Annotated in this window: 17 protein-coding genes and 3 tRNA genes; 18 read left to right on the top strand and 2 right to left on the bottom strand. The window is 72.9% G+C overall.

The window, feature by feature from the left end:
- The first annotated feature begins 240 nt into the window (after positions 1-240).
- The 6 genes from IE219_RS04470 (at position 241) to IE219_RS04445 (ending at position 6,316) form a co-directional block, all read left to right on the top strand.
- Positions 241-825, top strand: a complete 585-nt coding sequence (locus IE219_RS04470) for a GtrA family protein (protein WP_189975187.1) — start codon at positions 241-243, stop codon at positions 823-825.
- Positions 826-912: 87 nt separating this feature from the next.
- Positions 913-2,052 carry a glutamate 5-kinase gene (gene proB, locus IE219_RS04465; RefSeq protein WP_189975500.1) on the top strand — a complete coding sequence of 380 codons (1,140 nt, stop codon included), beginning with the start codon at positions 913-915 and terminating at the stop codon, positions 2,050-2,052.
- A 251-nt stretch (positions 2,053-2,303) separates the two neighbouring features.
- A complete protein-coding gene (locus IE219_RS04460) occupies positions 2,304-2,813 on the top strand; it encodes a DUF8830 family protein (protein ID WP_189975186.1) in 510 nt (169 codons plus the stop codon).
- Between the two features lie 280 nt (positions 2,814-3,093).
- Entirely contained in the window at positions 3,094-4,377 is a 1,284-nt protein-coding gene (locus IE219_RS04455; protein ID WP_189975185.1) for a glutamate-5-semialdehyde dehydrogenase, read from the top strand.
- Positions 4,378-4,475: 98 nt separating this feature from the next.
- Positions 4,476-5,114 carry an SCO2584 family spore wall biosynthesis protein gene (locus IE219_RS04450; RefSeq protein WP_229849581.1) on the top strand — a complete coding sequence of 213 codons (639 nt, stop codon included), beginning with the start codon at positions 4,476-4,478 and terminating at the stop codon, positions 5,112-5,114.
- A gap of 131 nt (positions 5,115-5,245) precedes the next feature.
- On the top strand, positions 5,246-6,316 hold the full coding sequence (locus IE219_RS04445) for an SCO2583 family membrane protein (RefSeq protein ID WP_189975184.1): 1,071 nt from the start codon (positions 5,246-5,248) through the stop codon (positions 6,314-6,316).
- A gap of 20 nt (positions 6,317-6,336) precedes the next feature.
- Here IE219_RS04445 and IE219_RS04440 read toward each other — a convergent pair whose 3' ends face one another.
- Positions 6,337-7,473, bottom strand: a complete 1,137-nt coding sequence (locus IE219_RS04440) for a M48 family metallopeptidase (protein WP_189975183.1) — start codon at positions 7,471-7,473, stop codon at positions 6,337-6,339.
- Positions 7,474-7,606: 133 nt separating this feature from the next.
- Here IE219_RS04440 and IE219_RS04435 point away from each other — a divergent pair, with 133 nt between their 5' ends.
- From IE219_RS04435 to IE219_RS04400, 8 genes are all read left to right on the top strand, one after another.
- Complete coding sequence (locus IE219_RS04435; RefSeq protein WP_189975182.1) at positions 7,607-7,843, top strand: hypothetical protein; 237 nt, start codon at positions 7,607-7,609, stop codon at positions 7,841-7,843.
- Positions 7,844-7,927: 84 nt separating this feature from the next.
- Positions 7,928-8,092, top strand: coding sequence for a hypothetical protein (locus tag IE219_RS04430; protein ID WP_189975181.1), 165 nt, complete (start codon positions 7,928-7,930; stop codon positions 8,090-8,092).
- 64 nt (positions 8,093-8,156) lie between these two features.
- Entirely contained in the window at positions 8,157-8,777 is a 621-nt protein-coding gene (gene nadD, locus IE219_RS04425; RefSeq protein ID WP_189975180.1) for a nicotinate-nucleotide adenylyltransferase, read from the top strand.
- 20 nt (positions 8,778-8,797) lie between these two features.
- Entirely contained in the window at positions 8,798-10,531 is a 1,734-nt protein-coding gene (locus IE219_RS04420; protein ID WP_189975179.1) for an LCP family protein, read from the top strand.
- Positions 10,532-10,600: 69 nt separating this feature from the next.
- Positions 10,601-11,038 carry a ribosome silencing factor gene (gene rsfS, locus IE219_RS04415; protein ID WP_189975178.1) on the top strand — a complete coding sequence of 146 codons (438 nt, stop codon included), beginning with the start codon at positions 10,601-10,603 and terminating at the stop codon, positions 11,036-11,038.
- Positions 11,035-11,688 (top strand): histidine phosphatase family protein, encoded by a 654-nt coding sequence (locus tag IE219_RS04410; RefSeq protein WP_189975499.1) that lies wholly within the window; start codon positions 11,035-11,037, stop codon positions 11,686-11,688. The genes rsfS and IE219_RS04410 overlap by 4 nt, the downstream gene beginning before the upstream one ends.
- A gap of 93 nt (positions 11,689-11,781) precedes the next feature.
- A tRNA-Ala gene (locus tag IE219_RS04405) sits at positions 11,782-11,854 on the top strand.
- Positions 11,855-11,981: 127 nt separating this feature from the next.
- The gene (locus tag IE219_RS04400; protein ID WP_026277450.1) at positions 11,982-12,215 is read left to right on the top strand and encodes a hypothetical protein; all 234 of its coding nucleotides are present in this window, start codon (positions 11,982-11,984) and stop codon (positions 12,213-12,215) included.
- Here IE219_RS04400 and IE219_RS04395 read toward each other — a convergent pair.
- On the bottom strand, positions 12,194-13,489 hold the full coding sequence (locus IE219_RS04395) for a glycosyltransferase 87 family protein (RefSeq protein ID WP_189975177.1): 1,296 nt from the start codon (positions 13,487-13,489) through the stop codon (positions 12,194-12,196). The two genes, IE219_RS04400 and IE219_RS04395, sit on opposite strands and share 22 nt — an antisense overlap.
- Positions 13,490-13,621: 132 nt before the next feature.
- On the opposite strand from IE219_RS04395, the gene IE219_RS04390 reads away from it, so the two are divergent.
- The 4 genes from IE219_RS04390 (at position 13,622) to IE219_RS04375 (ending at position 17,894) form a co-directional block, all read left to right on the top strand.
- Positions 13,622-13,694 (top strand) — tRNA-Ala (locus tag IE219_RS04390).
- A gap of 70 nt (positions 13,695-13,764) precedes the next feature.
- A tRNA-Ala gene (locus IE219_RS04385) sits at positions 13,765-13,837 on the top strand.
- 267 nt (positions 13,838-14,104) lie between these two features.
- Complete coding sequence (gene leuS / locus IE219_RS04380; RefSeq protein ID WP_189975176.1) at positions 14,105-16,972, top strand: leucine--tRNA ligase; 2,868 nt, start codon at positions 14,105-14,107, stop codon at positions 16,970-16,972.
- Positions 16,973-17,150: 178 nt separating this feature from the next.
- Positions 17,151-17,894, top strand: a complete 744-nt coding sequence (locus tag IE219_RS04375) for a hypothetical protein (RefSeq protein WP_189975175.1) — start codon at positions 17,151-17,153, stop codon at positions 17,892-17,894.
- The last annotated feature ends 2 nt before the right edge of the window (positions 17,895-17,896 follow it).

Below are 17,896 nucleotides of genomic sequence, written 5' to 3'. Positions count from 1 at the left end.
GGCCCTTCCTCCCGTCGCTTCCTCCGGTCTCCCCGCCCGTTGTCCCCCCGGTCTCCCCGCCTGTCGTTCCGTCGGTCTCCCGCCCGGGTTCCCGCAGGGTCTTCCTCCGGCCTCCCGCCGGCCGCTTCGTCGACGCCCGGACGGCGGGGGGATCCGCGCCGTCCACCCGGGCGTCACACCCGGGCCACCCCGGCGCCGTACGGTCGCCCCCTCGTACAGGGAAAGGGACGGCCGACGGCGATGGACGGGAACGGTACGGGTGCGACGGCCGGGAACGGGGACGGGGCCGGAAACGGAGGAGGGACCGGCGCCGGGACGGGGCGCGGCGGCGGGCGGGCCCGGCTCGCGGAGGTCACGCGCTTCGCCCTCGTCGGCGGCGCCAACACCGCCACCTTCTTCGGGTGCTACCTGCTCCTCCACCCCTGGATGCCGTACTTCGCCGCGTACACCCTCGCCTTCCTGCTCAGCATGGTCGGCTCCTTCTTCCTCAACACCTACTTCACCTACCGCACCCGCCCCACCTGGAAGAAGTTCGCCCTCTTCCCCCTCACCAACGTCACCAACTACCTGGTGCAGAGCGCCGGTCTGTACGCCCTCGTCACCTGGGCCGGGACCGACGACCGGATCGCGCCGCTCGTCGCCGCCGTCGTCGCCATCCCCTTCACGTACCTGATCTCCCGGCGGATCCTCACCGGCCGGGCCCCGGAGCGGGCCGGACCGGACCGGGACGGCGGCGCGCCCGGCCGGGACGCGGAGGTACGGGAGCCGGAGCGCGGCGGTCCGGAGAGCGGAACGGAGGAGCGGCGGCCGTCCCGGCTCGCGTAGATTGCCCCTCGCGACCGCGCCGGGAGCGCGCGGTGCCCCGAACGGCGGACGAGGTCGGCGCGGGTGGCGACGGAGAGGGCGGCGGAGATGACGACGGTGCCGGCGGCAGTGGCACGGCAGTACGTGACGGAGGCCCGCAGGATCGTCGTCAAGGTCGGCTCCTCCTCCCTCACCACCGCCGCGGGCGGCCTCGACGCCGACCGCGTCGACGCCCTCGTCGACGTCCTGGCCAAGGTCCGCAGCGGCGGCGAGAAGGAGATCGTCCTGGTCTCCTCCGGCGCCATCGCCGCCGGCCTCGCCCCGCTCGGCCTGACCCGCCGCCCCAAGGACCTGGCCCGCCAGCAGGCCGCCGCCAGCGTCGGCCAGGGCCTCCTCGTCGCCCGCTACACCGCCTCCTTCGCCCGCTACGGCGTCCGCGTCGGCCAGGTGCTGCTCACCACCGACGACACCAGCCGCCGCGCCCACTACCGCAACGCCTACCGCACCCTCGACCAGCTCCTCGCCATGGGCGCCCTGCCGGTCGTCAACGAGAACGACACCGTCGCCACCGACGAGATCCGCTTCGGCGACAACGACCGGCTCGCCGCGCTCGTCGCCCACCTCGTCCGGGCCGACCTCCTCGTCCTCCTCTCCGACGTCGACGGCCTCTACGACGGCGACCCGTCCCGGCCCGGCACCTCCCGGATCACCGAGGTCGCCGGCCCGGCGGACATCGCCCACGTCGAGATCGGCTCCGCCGGCAAGGCCGGCGTCGGCACCGGCGGCATGGTCACCAAGGTCGAGGCCGCCCGGATCGCCGCCGCCGCCGGCATCCCCGTCGTCCTCACCTCCGCCAGCCGCGCCGCCGACGCCCTCGCGGGCCGCGACACCGGCACCTACTTCCACCGCACCGGCCGCCGCTTCGCCGACCGCCTCCTCTGGCTCGCCCACGCCTCCACCCCCCAGGGCTCCCTGGGGCTCGACGACGGGGCCGTCCGCGCCGTCGTCGAAGGAAAGAAATCGCTGCTCGCGGCGGGCATCGCCACCGTCGAGGGCGACTTCGCCGCCGGTGACCCGGTCGAACTCCGCGACGCCGCCGGGCGCGCCGTCGCCCGCGGCCTCGTCAACTTCGACGCCAAGGAGCTCCCCCGGATGCTGGGCCGCTCCACTCACGAACTCGCCCGGGAACTCGGCCCCGAGTACGAGCGGGAGATCGTCCACCGCGACGACCTCGTCGTCCTCGCCTGAACCGGCCCGGGAGAGGCGTCCCAGGAGCCCCGGAAGAGCCCCGGGAGGGTTCCCGGGGAGTCCCTGGAACGACAGGAGAGGTTTCGCGCGGGCTTTCGCGCGACAGCCGCCGAAACGGCTGAAACTCCTGCCATCCGGAAGGGACCTTTACCAAAACCGCCCCACGTGGCCTCCCGGGCTGGTCAACTTTGTCTCGGGGGTAACGAGCAACGCGGGGTACAGCACCACACGCATCACACAGGAGGCCGCCGGTGAGACGAGCGCGCCCTGGGGCACTGCCCCGCGGGACGGCCGAACGCGCCCTGACGAGTGTCGAGGCCGGAGCCGACTTCGACGCGGCACGGGACAGGGCCACGAAAGGAAGGGACGACACGACGGGCGAGACCACCGCACGGGAGGCGGGCACCAAGGAACGCCCCCTGTCCAAGCTGTGGCACATCACCCTCAGCGTGTCCGGCATCGAGTCGCCGCTGAAGGAGGTGCGGCGCGGGCTCGAACAACTGGCCCACGACCACCCCTTCCTGCTGACCAGCCGCTACGCCAACGACCACGCCGAGATCCGGTACTGGGAAGAGGCCCGCGACCTGCACGACGCGGCCGCCGTCGCCCTGCGCCTGTGGGGCGAGCACCGGCAGACGGCGAAGCTCCCGCCCTGGGAGATCGTCGGCCTGGAGGTCATCGACCGCGAGACCTACCACCAGCGCATCGCGGAGGGCTACGGCCCGCCGCCCGCCGCCCCGGTCGGCGTCCACCCGTACTGACCCCTCCGCACCCCGCCCCTCCCGGCCCGGCGCCCGCACCCCCGGGGCGGCCCGGCGCCGGACCACGGCGGGGGCGCGGACGGCCGTCCACCGCACGCCGGAGGACGGCACGGGACGCCACCGGCACCGGCGAAATCCGGACACCGACGCCACCACTCCCGAAGCGGGCGGACGGACCGCCGCCACCCGGCACCGCCCGGCGGCACCGACGCGTCTCGCACTGCGGGATACGCCCCTCATCCGTGCCGAACGCCCCCTTCCGTGCCAGTACCCTGCGGGCATGACCTCGCTCACGCCCCTCGACAACCTCACCCCGGTCACCCGGGCCGCCTACCGGGCCCGTGGCGCCGCCGCCCAGATCGCGCCACTGCCGCGCGCCGTCAAGGACGCCGCCCTCCTCGCGATCGCGGACGCCCTCGAAGTCCGCACCGCGGAGATCGTCGAGGCCAACGCCGAGGACATCGCCAAGGCCCGCGAGGCCGGCACCAGCGAGTCCGTCATCGACCGGCTCACCCTCACCCCCGAGCGGGTCCGCGCCATCGCCGCCGACGTCCGCCACGTCGCCGCCCTGCCCGACCCGGTCGGCGAGGTCGTCCGCGGCTCGACCCTGCCCAACGGGATCGACCTCCGCCAGGTCCGCGTCCCCCTCGGCGTCGTCGGCATCATCTACGAGGCCCGCCCCAACGTCACCGTCGACGCCGCCGCCCTCTGCCTCAAGTCCGGCAACGCCGTCCTCCTGCGCGGCTCCTCCTCCGCCTACGCCTCCAACACCGCCCTCGTGACGGTCCTGCGCGACGCCGTCGGCGGCGCCGGACTGCCCGCCGACGCCGTCCAGCTCGTCCCCGGCGAGTCCCGCGACTCCGTCCGCGAACTGATGCGCGCCCGCGGCCTCGTCGACGTCCTCATCCCGCGCGGCGGCGCCTCCCTCATCCGCACCGTCGTCGAGCAGTCCACCGTCCCGGTCATCGAGACCGGCACCGGCAACTGCCACGTCTACGTCGACGCCGAGACCGACCTCGACATGGCCGTCGAGATCCTCGTCAACTCCAAGGCCCACCGGGTCAGCGTCTGCAACGCCGCCGAGACCCTCCTCGTCCACCAGGACGTCGCCGCCGCCTTCCTGCCCCGGGCCCTCGACGCCCTCGCCGAGGCCGGCGTCACCGTCCACGCCGACGAGCGGGTCCTCGCCCACGCCGGGGACACCAAGGCCACCGTCGTCCCGGCCACCCCCGAGGACTGGGAGACCGAATACCTCTCCCACGACATCGCCGCCGCCGTGGTCGACTCCCTCGACAAGGCCGTCGAACACATCCGCACGTGGAGCTCCGGCCACACCGAGGCCATCGTCACCACCTCGCAGGCCGCGGCGCGCCGCTTCACCCAGCTGGTCGACTCCACCACGGTGGCCGTCAACGCCTCCACCCGCTTCACGGACGGCGGACAGTTCGGCTTCGGCGCCGAGATCGGCATCTCCACCCAGAAGCTCCACGCCCGGGGCCCCATGGGCCTTCCGGAGCTCACCTCCACCAAGTACATCGTGACCGGCGACGGCCACATCCGGTAACACCCTCCCGCACACCTCCTTTCGGTACGGGTCGGTACGGGCGGGGAGACTTCGCACTCTCCCTGCCCAAACACCCCTCCCGGGTCTACTCTGAAACCGTGCCGGACGACGTGGGGGGCAAGCCGTCCCCGAACGGCTGGGAGCCCGACGACGAGCGCGGAGGCGCCGCCGAGGGCCGCTGGGACGTGGTCTTCGACGAGGACTTCGTCCGGGCCGCCGCCTTCCACGAGCCCAGCGCCGTCGAGCGGCTCCTCGCCGCCGCCCAGGCCCGCGCCGAGGCGGAGACCGAAGCGGCCCGCGCCCGCACCGGCCGCCGCACCGCCGACGAGGACCCCTACGGCGACGCCCGCGACCCCCACGGCCCCACCTACGAACCCGACGACATCGGCGACGACGCCAGCCCCTACGGCCGCCACGGCGGCGCCCTGCGCCCCTACCGGGGCAGCGCCCGCTGGCACCGCCCCGTCGCCTGGGTCCTCGCCCTCCTCATGGGCGTCGGCATGGTCGCCCTCGCCTTCAGCGCCGTCTACCGGGGCGCCGTCGGCAACGAGCAGGACCAGGTCCCCCCGGCCTCCACCGGCGTCGACCAGCCCACCCCGGCACCCACCGCCTCCCCGGCCGCCGGCCCCCCGGTGCCGGTGCTCACCGGCACCCCCGCGACCGCCGTCGCTCACCCGGTCGGCGCACTGCCCCCGACCATCACCCGGACGGCCCCGCCGGCCGCCGACACCCCCTGACCCCACCCGCACGGGCCCTTTCCGCACGAGCCCGCCCGCACCCCCCCCGACGGCGGACAACCGCGGAGGACTTCCGGACTTGTCGCGCACCGGAGCGTTTACCGAAGCCCCCGCCGACCTACCCTGAAGGTATGGCAGGGCGTGGCGACCCGCCTGAGGGGAATCCCGAGGGACTCCCCGGCGGAGAGGACGAGTACCGGTCCCTCGTCTTCGACGAGGCGTTCGTCCGCGCTGCCCACCTCCAGGAGTACTCCGCCCGGGAACGGATGGGCGAGCACGCGCTCGCCGTCCGCAGCCGCCCCGGCCCCGCCCGCCGCGGCTCCGGCCAGGCACTCCTCCTGGTCCTGCTGATCCTCCTGGCCTTCGGCACGGCCTTCTACCTCGGCCTGCGCAACCCCTACCAGCCCCCGCCCGACCAGCCCGCCGAACCCCTGCGGACCACCGTCGTCCCGCTCGCCCCGCAGGGCCCCGTCCCCGGCGGCGACCCCGCCCGGCTCCTCGCCCGCAGCCCCGCCGCCGCCCACCGCACCGCGGCCGCCGGCATCAACCTCCCGATCCCCGCCCGCACCCTCCACTTCTCCGAGGGCCAGATCGTCACCGCCCTCAGCATCGCCAAGGACTACCTCGTCGCCTCCTCCCTGGAGCCCGACGTCCTCGCCGGTCAGACCGTCCGGCCCGCCCGCCTGCTGATCGACCCCGACCAGCTCGCCCAGTTCGACCGCAGCGTCGACCGGCCCGCCGACGACGGCCGGCACGCCGTCGCCGCCTGGCTGGTCCGCTTCGACCCCCGCCGGGTCACCGTCGCCGCCCCCGCGCCCCGCGTGCAGGGCACCCTCGGCTTCGCCGAGGTCGCCGCCGACACCCTGGACGTCACCGCCGACCACACCTTCACCTATGTCCTGCGCCCCGCCCAGGGCCCGGCCACCGCGCCCGCCTCCCTCTTCACGGTCCACCGCACCCTGCGCCTCCGCTTCGATCGCGAGGACCTGCGCATGCACCGGGCCGAACTGCTCACCAGCACCGTCGAGGCCGGGCCGCAGGCGTGCGGCGCCGACACCGCGGGCGGGCTCGCGCCGCTCCTGGCCGGGGAGAAGCCCCCGGCCGGAGCCCGGCCGGTCCTCACCGACCCGTACGCCACCGGCGGCCCCGGGACCGCCGCCCTCTGCGGCGCCCTCGACCCCGCGGCCCAGCCCCGGCCCTGACCCCGGCGGGGCCCGCCGGCTCAGGCGTCCTTGCCGGAGCCCCCGTCGGCCTTCCCCCCGTCGGCCTTCCCGCCGTCGCCCCGGTCCGTCCCGCCGCCGGAGTCCTTCCGGTCCCCGCCGCCGAACACGGTCCGCAGCTTCCCGCCCAGGTCGCCCGCCAGGTCCCCGGCCCCGCCGGCTATGTCCCCGACGAGCTTGAACAGCGGATCCCTGCTGTCCTTCACCGTCTGCGCGTAGTGCCCGGCGGACTCCCGGAAGGAGTCCCGCACCGAGGCGTCCCCGTCCTCCGACCGCTTCGGGTAGTGGCCGTCCATCAGCCGCTGGAAGTCCCGGCTCTCCGACCACTTCTTCAGCTCCGCCGCCCGCACGGTGGTGAAGGGGTGCGAACGCGGCAGCACGTTCAGGATCTTCAGGACCGAGTCCCGCAGGTCCCCGCCCTTCTCGTACTCCTCCGCCTGGGCGAGGAAGGCGTCCACGTTCATCTCGTGCAGGTGGTTGCCGCCGGCGATCTTCATCAGGCCCCGCATCGACGCCCGCAGGTCCTGGCCCACCAGCAGGCCCGCCCGGTCCGCCGACAGCTCCGACTTGCGGAACCACTCGCGCAGCGCCGTCACGAGCGCCATCACCGCCACGTTCCCCAGCGGGATCCAGGCCACCTTCAGCGCCACGCTCGTCAGGAAGAACAGCACCGTCCGGTAGACCGCGTGCCCCGACAGGGCGTGCCCGACCTCATGGCCGATCACCGCCCGCATCTCCTCCTCGTCGAGCAGCTCGACCAGCCCCGTCGTCAGCACGATCACGGGCTCGTCCAGGCCCACGCACATCGCGTTCGGCACCGGGTCCTGGGTCACGTACATCGGCGGGACCTTCTCCAGGTCCAGGATGTAACAGGCGTCCCGCAGCATGTCGTTGAGGTGGATGAACTGCGCGTCGCTCACCCGGACGGAGTCCGAGAGGAAGAGCAGCCTGAGACTGCGCTCGGGCAGCAGCCCGCTCAGCGTCTTGAACACGGTGTCGAAGCCGCTCAGCTTCCGCAGCGCCACCAGCGCCGAGCGGTCCGCCGGGTGCTCGTAGGCCCGCGAGGAGATGCCGGGGAACCGCTTGCGCTGCCTGCTCGGCACGCCTCCGTGCTGGTCCCCGCCGTTGTTTCCGGTCATGAACGCCCCCTTGTCCATCCGTACGCGTCGGTACTCGTCCCCCTGACACGCCCCAGCCTAGGCGAGGGCGCTACCGTGTGCCGGAGGGCTGTGGACAACTGGGGCCCTGTGGACAACGAGGGAGCACGACCCCATGCCGGACATCGCGACGGCCGCCGCCGCCCTCACCGAACTCGCCGCCGCCGCCCCGCAGGGGCCCGGCAACACACTGCGCGTCGTGCTACTGGTCTCGATGGTCGGCGGCGCCCTCCTCGCCTGGTTCCTGCTCCGCGGCTACCGCCGGGGCGAGACCGCCGACGAGCCCGGCGGCCGGCCCGCCGACACCGCCGCCCGGGGTGCCTCCGAGGACGCGGGGGACGCCAACGCCTGAGTCGGCGTGAGACGGCCGTGACGTGCCGCATACGATGTGCGCGAAGTCTCCGCTCCCACCCCCGATCGGATAGGTCTGCCGAAGATGAGCCTCCACAGCACCGCCGCCAACCTCGTCACGCTCGCCTCCGAGGGCGCCGAGCACGGTGGCAACCACGAGAGCCTGAGCCCGTACGTCACCGGCGTCGGCGCCTTCATCGCGCTCATGCTGCTGCTCTGGATCACCACGCGCTTCAACCGCGACCGCTGAGCCGGACGCCGACCGGGAGGCCGCCGGGTCGGTGCCCGCGGCCGTGCCAGTAGGCTCTGCACGCATGGGAGAGCAGGAAGTGCCTACTGGCGGCCGCGGCAAGCGCCGTCTCGGCGTGATGGGCGGGACGTTCGATCCGGTCCACCACGGACACCTGGTGGCGGCCAGCGAGGTCGCCGCGCTGTTCCACCTGGACGAGGTGGTCTTCGTACCGACCGGTGAACCGTGGCAGAAGAGCGACAAGGCCGTGTCGCCCGCCGAGGACCGGTACCTGATGACGGTCATCGCCACGGCCTCCAACCCGCAGTTCTCGGTCAGCCGCATCGACATCGACCGCGGCGGCGCGACCTACACCATCGACACCCTGCGCGAACTGCGCTCCCTCAACGCCGACGCCGACCTCTTCTTCATCACCGGGGCCGACGCCCTCGCCCAGATCCTCACCTGGCGCGACGCGGAGGAACTCTTCGCCCTCGCCCACTTCATCGGCGTCACCCGGCCGGGCCACGACCTCACCGACGACGGACTGCCCAAGGGCGGCGTCTCCCTCGTCGAGGTGCCCGCCCTCGCCATCTCGTCCACCGACTGCCGCGCCCGGGTCGCCAAGAGCGATCCCGTCTGGTATCTCGTCCCGGACGGCGTGGTCCGCTACATCGACAAGCGCCAGCTGTACCGAGGCGAGTGACACCCGGGGAGGGGCCACCGGTGAACGACCAGCAGAACCCGTACGACCCGTACTACCCGCAGCAGCCGCAGATCATCGGCTACGACGCGTACGGGCAGCCGGTGTACCAGCAGCAGACCCCGCCCCCCGGGCAGCAGGCGTACGACCCGTACGCCGACCAGCGGCAGGCGTACGGCTACGACGCCTACGCCCAGCCGCAGGAACAGCAGCCGCAGCAGCCCCCGCAGCAGCCGTACGACCCCTACGCCGTCCCGCAGGGCTACGCGCCCCAGCAGCCCGTCCACGACCCGTACGACCCCTACGCCGGAGGACAGCAGGGCTGGCAGGCCCCCGAACCCGTCGCGCCCGCCCCCGCCGCCCCGGCGCCCGTGCCCGCCGCGCCCACCGCCGCCCCCGCCGGTGTCCCCGGCCAGCGGCCCGCCCCCGTGCCCCAGGCGCCCGCCGCCGCGCCCCGGGTGCCCCGGCCCGCGGCCGGGGACGACGACCGCGACTACCGGACCGAGCAGTTCTCCTTCATCGAGGAGCCCGACGAGGACTCCGAGGACGTCATCGACTGGCTCAAGTTCACCGAGAGCCGCTCCGAGCGCCGCGAGGAGGCCCGCCGCCGCGGCCGCAACCGGATCGTCGCGCTCGGCGTCGTCCTCGCCCTCGCCGTCGTCGGCGGCCTCGGCTACCTCTGGTCGGCCGGTCTGCTCCCCGGCACCGGCGAGCCCGAGCAGAAGCAGGCCGCCGCCACCGGCCCGCAGCAGCGGGCCACGATCGTCCTCCACCTCCACGACACCGCCGGCGGCGCCACGTCCACCGCCCTCCTCGTCGACAACAGCACCACCCGACAGGGCACCACCGTCCTGCTCCCCAACGCGCTCGCCGTCGCCGACACCGAGGGCGCCACCACCACCCTCGGCAAGTCCGTCGAGGACGACGGCTCCAGCGGCACCCGCGAGGCCCTCGGCAACCTCCTCGGCGCCAAGCTCGCCGGCACCTGGCGCCTGGACACCCCGTACCTGGAGAACCTCGTCGAGTACCTCGGCGGCGTCGACGTCGACACCGACGTGGCGATCCCGGACCCCAAGGGCAAGAAGGGCGCCGAGCCGCTCGTCGCCCAGGGCGAGAAGCAGACCCTGAACGGCCGCGCCGCCGTCGCCTACGCCACCCACCGGGGCGCCGGCGAGGCCGAGGCCAAGCAGCTCCAGCGCTTCGGCCAGGTCGTCGGCGGCCTGCTCCGCAAGCTGCCCAGCGACGCGAAGAACGCCACCACCGCCATCGAGTACCTCCAGCAGATCGCCGACCCCTCCCTCCCCGAGAAGGACCTCGGCGCCTCCCTCGCCAAGCTCGCCGACCACGCCAAGACCGGCGCCTACAAGACGACCGTGCTCCCCGTCGGCGAGGACGGCTCGCTCGCCGAGGGCGCCGGCGACGGCGTGGTCAAGGACGTCCTCGGCGGCAAGGTCACCGCCCCCGACACCGGCGGCGTCCCGCGCGTCTCGATCAAGGACGCCTCCGGCAAGGACGCCACCGAGGCGGCCAAGATCGTCCTCATCAACGGCGGCTACGTCTTCGTCGGCGGCACCAAGGCCGACAGCCAGGCGAAGTCCGAGGTCGTCTACGCCGACGACGCCCAGAAGGACACGGCCGCCGAGGTCGCCAAGACCCTCGGACTGCCCGCCTCCGCGGCCGTCAAGGGCAAGCCCTTCGGCACCGCCGCCGTCACCGTCGTCCTCGGCCGGGACTACGAGATTCCGGGCGCTCCGTAAACGTTTGTGGGGTCGTCGGCGGTCCGTGAGACCCTTGAGGGGTACTGGACCGCCGACGAAAGCCTGCTTGTGACCGCCACGGACCGCTCCATCGAACTCGTCAACGCCGCCGCCCAGGCGGCCGCCGACCGGCTCGCGCACGACATCATCGCGTACGACGTCAGCGACGTGCTGTCGATCACCGACGCCTTCCTGCTCGCCTCCGCGCCCAACGACCGCCAGGTCAAGTCGATCGTCGACGAGATCGAGGAGCGGCTCCTCAAGGAACTCGGCGCCAAGCCGGTCCGCCGCGAGGGCGACCGCGACGCCCGCTGGATCCTCCTGGACTACGTCGACATCGTCGTCCACGTCCAGCACAGCGAGGAGCGCGTCTTCTACGCCCTGGAGCGGCTCTGGAAGGACTGCCCCGAGCTGCCCCTGCCCGAGGACGCCCTCAAGACCCGCGGCAAGGCCGCCGAGCACGCCGCCCTGACCGGCGCCGACGGGGCGGACGGTGAGCTGAGCTGAGCACCGCCAGGGGCGGCACCGGCCGCCGCATCGTGCTGTGGCGCCACGGCCAGACCGCCTGGAACCTGGAGCGCCGCTTCCAGGGCTCGACCGACATCGAGCTCACGGACGCCGGCATCCACCAGGCCCGCCGCGCCGCCCGGCTGCTCGCCGCGCTCCGGCCGGACGCGATCGTCGCGTCCGACCTGAAGCGGACGGCGGCCACCGCCGCCGAGCTGGCCGCCCTCACCGGGCTCCCCGTCACCCACGACGCCGCGCTGCGCGAGACGTACGCGGGCGAGTGGCAGGGGCTGACCCACGAGGAGATCATCGCGCGGTACGGCGAGCAGTACGCCGCCTGGAAGCGCGGCGAGCCGGTCCGCCGGGGCGGCGGCGAGCTGGAGACCGAGGTGGCCGACCGGGCCGCCCCGGTGATCCTGCGGCACGCCGACAAGCTGCCGGAGGACGGCACCCTGGTCGTCGTCAGCCACGGCGGCACCATCCGCACCGCCATCGGCCGGCTCCTCGGCCTGGAGCCCCACCACTGGGAGGGCCTGGGCGGGCTCTCCAACTGCTCCTGGTCCGTCCTGGGCGGGGGCGCGCGCGGCTGGCGCCTGCTGGAGCACAACGCCGGCTCGCTGCCCGAGCCGGTCCTCGGCGACGACACCTGACACACAGGGCGCCCACCCGCCCCGGATTTCACTTTCCGGCAGGTCGCAGGCTAAAGTTCATCTTGTTCGCGGCGCGCAGCGCCAAGGACGTGAGGGGCTATAGCTCAGTTGGTAGAGCGCCTGCATGGCATGCAGGAGGTCAGGAGTTCAATTCTCCTTAGCTCCACAATCACCGGATCCCGTTCCCCATCAGGGGGGCGGGATCTGTCGTTTTGTCACTTCTGGGCGACCACCCCGCCATGGCAGAATCGGACCGCCGGAGGGGGACCAGGATCCGGACGGGAGGGTGGCCTTTGGGTGCGCACAGGCGGAAGTGCGACTGGTGCGGCAGCGGCACGCCCATCGTGCGGGACATGGACCCCGTCAACCCCGAGTACCAGTACTGGTGCGAGGAGTGCGCGCGGGCGCTGATCATAAAGGGCGACCCCATCGAGACCTACCGCGAACTCGAAGGGGAGCCGATCTACGGCCGGCTCCTCGACGAGCACTGCACCCTCAAGCGCTTCTACTCCTTCGCCACGGCCTGAGGCTCGCGGACCGCGACGGGCTCCCGGGGTGCCACCACGGGAGCCCCCTCCCGGCGCGACCGCCGCACCGACAGCGCGTACCCGGCGAAGACCGCCAGCGCCGTCAGCGGGTAGATTGCCGACAGCAGCATCTGTCCGGCGTTCTGGTCCAGTTCGGGCCGGCCCGGGTCGTGCGGCACCCACCACAGCGCGAACGAGGCGAACACCAGCCCCACGGCGATCGTCACGGGCCACGCGCGCGTGGCGCGGTCGTACAGCAGGATCAGGAGCGGCACGCACCAGACCCAGTGGTGCGACCAGGAGATCGGCGACACCATCAGGGCCGTGAACGCCGTGCCGACCACGGCCACCGCCCGGTCGCCCAGGACCGCCGCCCGGACCGCCAGGACCATCGCCGCGCCGCCCAGCAGGACCGCCGCCGCCAGCCACCACAGGCCCGGCGCGTCGGTGTGCATCAGCCGGGCGAGGACCCCGCTGAGGGACTGGTTGGCGGTCTCCTCGGCGTGCCCCACCCGGCCCGTCTCGAACAGGGTCCGGGTCCAGAAGGTCTTCGAGTCTGCGGGCAGCGCCACCACCATGGCCAGGGTGACGGCGAGGAAGGTGCCGGTCGCCGTCAGCGCCGTGCGCAGCCACTGGTTCACCGCCCGGTCCCGCCGCCACAGCAGCAGGCCGGCCGCCAGGAGCAGCACCACGAAGAGCCCCGGTGTGAGCTTGACCGCGGTCGCCAGGCCGATGCCGACGCCCGCCCAGCGGCTGCCCTCGCGGCGGGTCAGGTCCCACAGCACCGCCACCGTGACCAGCAGGTTGATCTGCCCGTACCGCAGCGTCGTCCACACCGGCTCGGACCAGACGACGACCGCGGCTATCCACAGTGTCGTACGCCACAGATCGACCCGTCGCGCGGGTGCGGCCAGGGCCGGGCGGACCAGCTGGAGCGACAGCTGCACCAGCGCCACCACCAGCACCAGGTTCCCCGCCGTGGACAGCGTCCGCATCAGCGGGACGCCCACCAGCGTCAGCGGCAGGAACAGCACGGCCGCGAACGGCGGATAGGTCATCGCGAGGTCCGCCGAGGTGGCGCGCATCGCGTACAGGTCGGCTCCGGCCCGCAGCGTCTCGGCCTCGGCCCGGTAGACCATCACGTCGAGCATGTTCACGCGGGCGACGCGCTGCGCCACCCAGAAGGCCGCGAACGAGAACAGGCAGACCGCGGCGGCGGCGATCAGGGGCCGGAGGCGGGCGCGGGGCGGGGAGAGGGAAGCGGAGGAAGGCACAGACGGCGACCCTACCCGGAGCCCCCGACGGGGCCGGAGAAACGGATTTGGAGTTCTGCCCGGCCGCCGGTTACTGTTCTGTCCGTCGCCGCGAGGAGCACCCCGAGAGGGAGCCGGGCGGGGACGACACGAGGGGCTATAGCTCAGTTGGTAGAGCGCCTGCATGGCATGCAGGAGGTCAGGAGTTCAATTCTCCTTAGCTCCACAGAAGGCAAGCGAGTCATCCGTAGCGGATGGCTCGCCGCACTTCTGCGGTACGCTGAGTGTCGCAATGAGGGGCTATAGCTCAGTTGGTAGAGCGCCTGCATGGCATGCAGGAGGTCAGGAGTTCAATTCTCCTTAGCTCCACAGAAGAGAAGCGGGTCATCCGGATCGGATGGCCCGCTTCGTCGTTCCCGCCGCCGTGAACGCCGATGCGGCCCGCGGGGGCCCTGCGGTACCCTGGCGCCATGCGTGCCGTACGCCTCCTGCTTATCGAGCCGCGCTGACCAGTCCCGACGGGCGGAAGCCCTCCCCGTCGGAGTCGGCGCGGCGTCCCCTCCTGTGCGAGGGGATTTTTCATTTCGTGGCAGTTCGTGGCAGTGGGCAGAGACGATCGATGGAGCTTCTAGGACCATGACCGAGATCAACACGGCCGCCGAGACGGCGGCCCCGCATCGCTACACGGCGGCCATGGCCGCCGACATCGAGGCACGCTGGCAGGACGTCTGGGACGCCGAGGGCACCTACGAGGCGCCGAACCCCTCCGGCGACCTGGCCGGTGACCCCGAGGTCGCCGCCCGCCCCAAGAAGTTCATCATGGACATGTTCCCGTACCCCTCGGGCGCGGGCCTGCACGTCGGCCACCCGCTCGGCTACATCGCCACGGACGTCTTCGCCCGTCACGCGCGCATGAGCGGCCACAACGTGCTGCACACCCTGGGCTTCGACGCCTTCGGCCTGCCCGCCGAGCAGTACGCGGTGCAGACCGGCACGCACCCCCGCGTGTCCACCGAGGCCAACATGGAGAACATGAAGGCCCAGCTGCGCCGGCTCGGCCTGGGCCACGACAAGCGCCGCTCGTTCGCCACCATCGACGCGGACTACTACAAGTGGACCCAGTGGATCTTCCTGCAGATCTACAACTCCTGGTACGACACCGAGGCCGCCAAGGCCCGCCCGATCGCCGAGCTGATCGAGCAGTTCGAGAACGGCACCCGCGAGGTTCCCGGCACCACGCGCGCGTGGAGCGCGCTGACCGCCGCCGAGCGCGCCGACGTCCTGGGCGAGTACCGCCTGGCGTACGCCTCCGACGCGCCGGTCAACTGGTGCCCCGGCCTGGGCACCGTCCTGGCCAACGAGGAGGTCACCGCCGACGGCCGCTCCGAGCGCGGCAACTTCCCCGTCTTCAAGGCCAAGCTGCGCCAGTGGAACATGCGCATCACCGCCTACGCGGACCGTCTGCTGGACGACCTCGACGCCCTGGACTGGCCCGAGGCCATCAAGCTGCAGCAGCGGAACTGGATCGGCCGCTCCGAGGGCGCCCGCGTCGACTTCCCGGTCGACGGGGCCGGCGCCATCACGGTCTTCACCACCCGCCAGGACACCCTGTTCGGCGCCACCTACATGGTCCTGGCGCCCGAGCACGACCTGGTCGACGCGATCGTCCCGGCCGAGTGGCCCGAGGACGCCCACGCGGTGTGGACCGGCGGCCACGCCACCCCCGCCGAGGCCGTCGCCGCCTACCGCAAGCAGGCCGCCTCCAAGTCCGACGTCGAGCGCCAGGCCGACGCCAAGGAGAAGACCGGCGTCTTCACCGGCGCGTACGCCACCAACCCGGTCAGCGGCGAGCGGGTCCCCGTCTTCATCGCCGACTACGTCCTCATGGGTTACGGCACCGGCGCCATCATGGCCGTCCCGGCGCACGACTCCCGCGACTTCGCCTTCGCGCGCGCCTTCGAGCTGCCGATGCGCTGCGTCGTCGAGCCGAGCGACGACCGCGGCACCGACCCGGCCGCCTGGGACGACGCCTTCTCCTCCTACGAGGCGAAGCTGATCAACTCCGCCAACGACGAGATCTCGCTGGACGGCCTGGGCGTCGTCGAGGCCAAGGCCCGGATCACCGCCTGGCTGGCCGAGCGCGGCATCGGCGAGGGCACCGTCAACTTCCGGCTGCGCGACTGGCTGTTCAGCCGCCAGCGGTACTGGGGCGAGCCCTTCCCGATCGTCTACGACGAGGACGGCGTCGCCCACGCGCTGCCCGAGTCGATGCTCCCGCTGGAGCTGCCCGAGGTCGAGGACTACTCGCCGCGCACCTTCGACCCGGACGACGCCGACACCCAGCCGGAGACCCCGCTCTCCCGCAACGCGGACTGGGTCCACGTCACCCTGGACCTGGGCGACGGGCCGAAGAAGTACCGCCGTGAGACCAACACCATGCCCAACTGGGCCGGTTCCTGCTGGTACGAGCTGCGCTACCTCGACCCGCACAACGAGGAGAAGCTGGTCGACCCGGCCATCGAGCAGTACTGGATGGGGCCGCGCGAGGGCATGCCCACCGGCGGCGTCGACCTGTACGTCGGCGGCGCCGAGCACGCCGTGCTGCACCTGCTGTACGCCCGCTTCTGGTCCAAGATCCTCTTCGACCTGGGCCACATCTCGTCGGCCGAGCCCTTCCACAAGCTCTACAACCAGGGCATGATCCAGGCCTTCGTCTACCGGGACGCCCGCGGCATCGCGGTCCCGGCGGCCGAGGTCGAGGAGCGCGACGGCGCGTTCTGGTACGAGGGCGAGAAGGTCAGCCGCGTCCTCGGCAAGATGGGCAAGTCCCTGAAGAACGCCGTCACGCCCGACGAGATCTGCACCGAGTACGGCGCCGACACCCTGCGCCTGTACGAGATGGCGATGGGCCCGCTGGACGTCTCCCGCCCCTGGGACACCCGCGCCGTCGTAGGCCAGTACCGGCTGCTCCAGCGGCTGTGGCGCAACATCGTCGACGAGGCGACCGGCGAGGTCACCGTCGTCGACGCCGCCGCCGACGAGGACACGCTGCGCGCCCTGCACAAGGCGATCGACGGCGTCTCCCAGGACATGGTCGCGATGCGCTTCAACACCGCCATCGCCAAGATCACCGAGCTGAACAACCACCTGACCAAGACCGGTGGTCCCCTCTCCCGGACGGTCGCCGAACAGCTGGTGCTGCTGGTCGCCCCGCTCGCCCCGCACATCGCGGAGGAGCTGTGGCGCCGCCTGGGCCACACCGACTCGGTCGTCCACCAGGACTTCCCGGTCGCCGACCCGGCGTACGTGGTCGACGAGACCGTCACCTGCGTCGTGCAGATCAAGGGCAAGGTCAAGGCCCGCCTGGAGGTCTCCCCGTCGATCTCCGACGCCGACCTGGAGGCGCTGGCCCTGGCCGATCCGCACGTCGTCACGGCCCTCGGCGGCGCCGAGATCCGCAAGGTGATCGTGCGCGCGCCGAAGCTGGTGAACATCGTGGCCTGAGTGCCGCGGCGGCATCAGGTCCTGTCCGGAAAGACCCTGGTGGGTTTTTCCGGACAGGACCCAGGGGTTTCCCCTACGGGCAGGTTGGGGGTTCCGAGGGAACCCGCGGCCTGCCCGTTCCGTTTACCGTGGAAGAACCACAGCCGTGGGACGCCGGCCGAACCGAGGAGCGACGTACATGGAAGCCACGATTGTCACGATCCTGGCGCTGCTCTTCCTCTCGTTCGTGGCGCTCGGGACCTACGCCGCGGTGAAGGTCGTCAAGGCCGCCAAGCGGGGTGTCGACCGCACCATCGACCAGGCGCGCCGCACCGTCGAGGACACCACGCTGCGGGCCAAGAGCTTCGGCCAGCTCGGCGCCGCCGCCGAGCTGGCCCGACTGCGACTGGCGCTGCGGACCTCGATGCGCGCCACCCAGGACGCGCTCCAGGCGGGCGCGGTGGAGGACGCTTCGCTGCGGGAGTCCCTCGACCTCTTCGCCCGGCTCAGCGCCCACGGACGCGAGCTGGACGAGGACCTCAAGCGCCTGGAGCGGGAGCCCGACAAGGCGTACGTGGCCGGGCAGCTGCCCGCGCTCACCGAGCGGACGGAGCGGATCACCGACTCGGCCGACGCGCTGCGCCGGGCCGCCCGCGACCGGGCCCGCAGGTTCGCCGAGGACGACCTGGAGACGCTGAGCGCCCAGATCGACGTCGAGGCCGGCGCGCTGCGCCACTGGACCACCACCGAGCGGACCGGGACCGGCACGGCGGGCACCGCGGCGCCGGACCCCGCCTGGTACGAGGCGGCGCCCGGGACGGCGGACCAGGGGGCCCGGCGGCCGGGCACCGCCGAGGGGCCGCAGGCCCTCACCGCACCGGAGCCCCGGCCGGCCGCCTACCCGTGGGAGAAGACGGCCCGCCCGGAGTCCTCGGCGGGCTGACC

This window comes from Streptomyces termitum (genome assembly GCF_014650175.1).
GTDB lineage: Bacteria > Actinomycetota > Actinomycetes > Streptomycetales > Streptomycetaceae > Streptomyces > Streptomyces termitum.
This window is presented reverse-complemented; position numbering and strand designations above follow the sequence as displayed.

Coding starts and splice junctions, on each gene's coding strand:
- leuS (WP_189975176.1), top strand. CDS start 14,105: ATGACCGAGATCAACACGGCCGCCGAGACGGCGGCCCCGCATCGCTAC.
- IE219_RS04440 (WP_189975183.1), bottom strand. CDS start 7,473: ATGACCGGAAACAACGGCGGGGACCAGCACGGAGGCGTGCCGAGCAGG.
- IE219_RS04455 (WP_189975185.1), top strand. CDS start 3,094: ATGACCTCGCTCACGCCCCTCGACAACCTCACCCCGGTCACCCGGGCC.
- IE219_RS04435 (WP_189975182.1), top strand. CDS start 7,607: ATGCCGGACATCGCGACGGCCGCCGCCGCCCTCACCGAACTCGCCGCC.
- proB (WP_189975500.1), top strand. CDS start 913: ATGACGACGGTGCCGGCGGCAGTGGCACGGCAGTACGTGACGGAGGCC.
- IE219_RS04375 (WP_189975175.1), top strand. CDS start 17,151: ATGGAAGCCACGATTGTCACGATCCTGGCGCTGCTCTTCCTCTCGTTC.
- nadD (WP_189975180.1), top strand. CDS start 8,157: ATGGGAGAGCAGGAAGTGCCTACTGGCGGCCGCGGCAAGCGCCGTCTC.
- IE219_RS04445 (WP_189975184.1), top strand. CDS start 5,246: ATGGCAGGGCGTGGCGACCCGCCTGAGGGGAATCCCGAGGGACTCCCC.
- IE219_RS04430 (WP_189975181.1), top strand. CDS start 7,928: ATGAGCCTCCACAGCACCGCCGCCAACCTCGTCACGCTCGCCTCCGAG.
- IE219_RS04470 (WP_189975187.1), top strand. CDS start 241: ATGGACGGGAACGGTACGGGTGCGACGGCCGGGAACGGGGACGGGGCC.